General features: G+C 36.5%; 2 protein-coding genes. Both read right to left on the reverse strand.

What is annotated here, in order from left to right:
- Window positions 1–1,431: PEGA domain-containing protein (locus tag ENL20_05835; GenBank protein ID HHE38076.1), on the reverse strand; the 1,431-nt coding region annotated here is incomplete at its 3' end.
- A gap of 408 nt (window positions 1,432–1,839) precedes the next feature.
- Window positions 1,840–2,268, reverse strand: coding sequence for a DUF86 domain-containing protein (locus tag ENL20_05840; protein ID HHE38077.1), 429 nt, complete (start codon window positions 2,266–2,268; stop codon window positions 1,840–1,842).
- Between the last annotated feature and the right edge of the window lie 283 nt (window positions 2,269–2,551).

Genomic DNA, 2,551 nt, shown 5'->3' on the forward strand with positions numbered 1-2,551 from the left:
AGGCAGGTCATCTCCTTTCCAATGCGAAGGATTATTATCCATTATCTCTTTCCATTCTTTTTGAGTTACTTCATATTTCCCGATATAAAAATCGCTTACCGTAACGGAATGAACAGGTTTTTCATCATTATCTCCATCATTGCTTCCCATTTGAAATGTTCCGCCTTTTACGAAAACCATATTATCGGGAACATCGCTTCCTTGTTCAAGGCTTATTTGTCTGCGCGTTGTTTTGTCAGAAGTTACTCTAAAACTTTCCGTATGGGTTTTGTATTCATCGGCTGTTACTGTCAGGTTATAAGTGCCTACCGGTACATCACGGAATGTTTTTTTGCCGGTGGAGTTGTAATGTTTTCCGCCATCTCCGGTCAGTTCTATTTTTGCAGAAGCCGGTATTATATTTACCATCACAATTCCGGTTTGTACTTCCGGGTAATATTCTTTGGTAACATCAGCTTTTTTTTCGAGCAGAACGGAACGGGTAATGGTTTCTGCTTTAGGCATTTTAACTGTGATATTCACCATCTGGGGAGTTAGTTTCATATCGGTTACTCCGCCTTTGTGTCCGCTGTCGTTGTTAACATAAACTGTTGCATTTGGATGTGTCTTTACGGTTAGAGAGGCTCTGATATCTTGCAAAGTATAGGTTTTGTTTGTCGGATCAGTTATGGTTATTTGTTCATTTATAGTTTCGTAATTTTCTTTTTCCAGTTTAATGCTGTATGTTCCTTCCGGAAAAAAAGTATTGACCGGAGTTTTTCCAAGTTTTATCCCTTTTATCCAGACGGTTGCCCCAGAAGGTTCACTTTCGATTTTGATGGTGGCATCCATAGCTTCCACCAGTTCATAATCAAAGTTCTGGTTACCGATTTTTATCTCGATGGTTTCTTCAATTGTTTCAAAGCCGTCCAACTCAATTTTAATTGTTTGTTTGCCTTCCGGTGTTGTAAAACTCAATTTGCCGTCAGTTGTTCTTCCTTTGGAGCTATTCTCAATAAAAATTTCTGCTCCGGAAGGATCTGTGGTGACCAAAATCGGAATTTCCGTTGCCAGCCTGAATTTTTCATCAGCACTCATTTCATAAACTGAACCGCTTTTCAGTTTCATCCCGAATACTTCTTTGTAATTACCGAAACCTTCTTTCTTGAGCACGATATAACCCGCGCCTTTTTTCATGGTGATCAAGTATTCGCCTTGTCTATCTATCTGGGCTACTTTACTTGCCGTGTTCTCAAAATTGATGCCCTTTACTCCACAGCGTACGATCAGCAAAGCACAAAGTTCACCGTTGTTATCGTATTTATAACCATCATCGAGCATCTGTAAACCGAGATGAGCCGGATTTTCTTTGATCTTAGATGTTATTTCAAATTCTGCGGAGAATAACGAACTAAAACTGAAAACTACAATTATCAAAACGGAAATTTTCATATTTTATTTTCCTGTAATTTTTTTGATTTTATTTTTTTGCTGTTGGATTGGAGTCAAGAATTTCATTGGTATGGAATTCCTTTCCGAAGCTTCCCCCAACGAAATTCTTCCAATTAAGATTCGGAAAGTTTTCTCCTTTTTTTGGAGTGCATTAACCGTGTTAATGCTAAGCGACGAAGTCGCTTCCAAATCTTCGGAATGTGCGAAGCTCTTCCGAATGATGAGAATGAAAAGGAGTAAACATTCAAACATTCCGGTGAACAATGTTCAATCGGAAGTTAGAACATAACTTGGTGAATTGATTGATTCAAACCTTCAAGGTTTGTCAAACCTTGAAGGTTTAAAAAAACATTGAAATTCCGATACAGATAAATAGATGAGATGCAAGCATCTCAAAAAGTAACACGGTTACTTTACTCCAAAATTAATAAATTCTTTCATCTCATTTATAAAGATCATAAAATCGATCTGGTGTTTTTTTAGAATCTCAAAAATAATTTCCGGTTCATTCTTCTCGTAATAATGCACTAACCTGTTTCTGAACTGAGCCATCAATTTACCGTTATCTCCGGTTTTCTCGGTAATGATCTTATTCTCAAACAAAACATTAAAAGCATCAGCATAAGAATTCGGTTCCCGCAGTTTCAGATCGGAAATGATATGATGAGTTATATCGAGAACGGATTCGATAATTATATGCAGAGTTCTTTCGATAAACCTCTGTTTAATGATATCATCCGTGAATTCTTGAAAAGATATTTCCCTGACTTTTTTCAAATCTTCAAGGTAACTTTCTATATTCGCGATCAATCGTAAAATTATGTTTTCATTAGGCATATCGTCTCCTCAAAAAATAAGTATTGTCGAGATAATCCCGAAACGCATTAACCTCAAAAATTGCTCTTTCCTTGCTATCTCTCTCAAATAAGCGATTCCCATTTTTGAAAACTTCATATTTCAGGATTGGATTTGCTGTGTTCATAACGATGACATCAGTTTTGCATTTAAAATATTCCTCGATTTCAGCGGCAATTTTAAATTCGATCAATTTTTCATAATTGTTCTTTAATAAAACTGCAATATCAATATCCGAATTCGATTTGATTACACCATCTTTGGC

It is taken from the genome of Candidatus Cloacimonadota bacterium (assembly GCA_011372345.1).
Classification (GTDB): Bacteria; Cloacimonadota; Cloacimonadia; order Cloacimonadales; family TCS61; genus DRTC01.

Excerpts from the sequence above, each read along its gene's own strand:
- ENL20_05840 (HHE38077.1), bottom strand. The coding sequence starts at position 2,268 with ATGCCTAATGAAAACATAATTTTACGATTGATCGCGAATATAGAAAGT.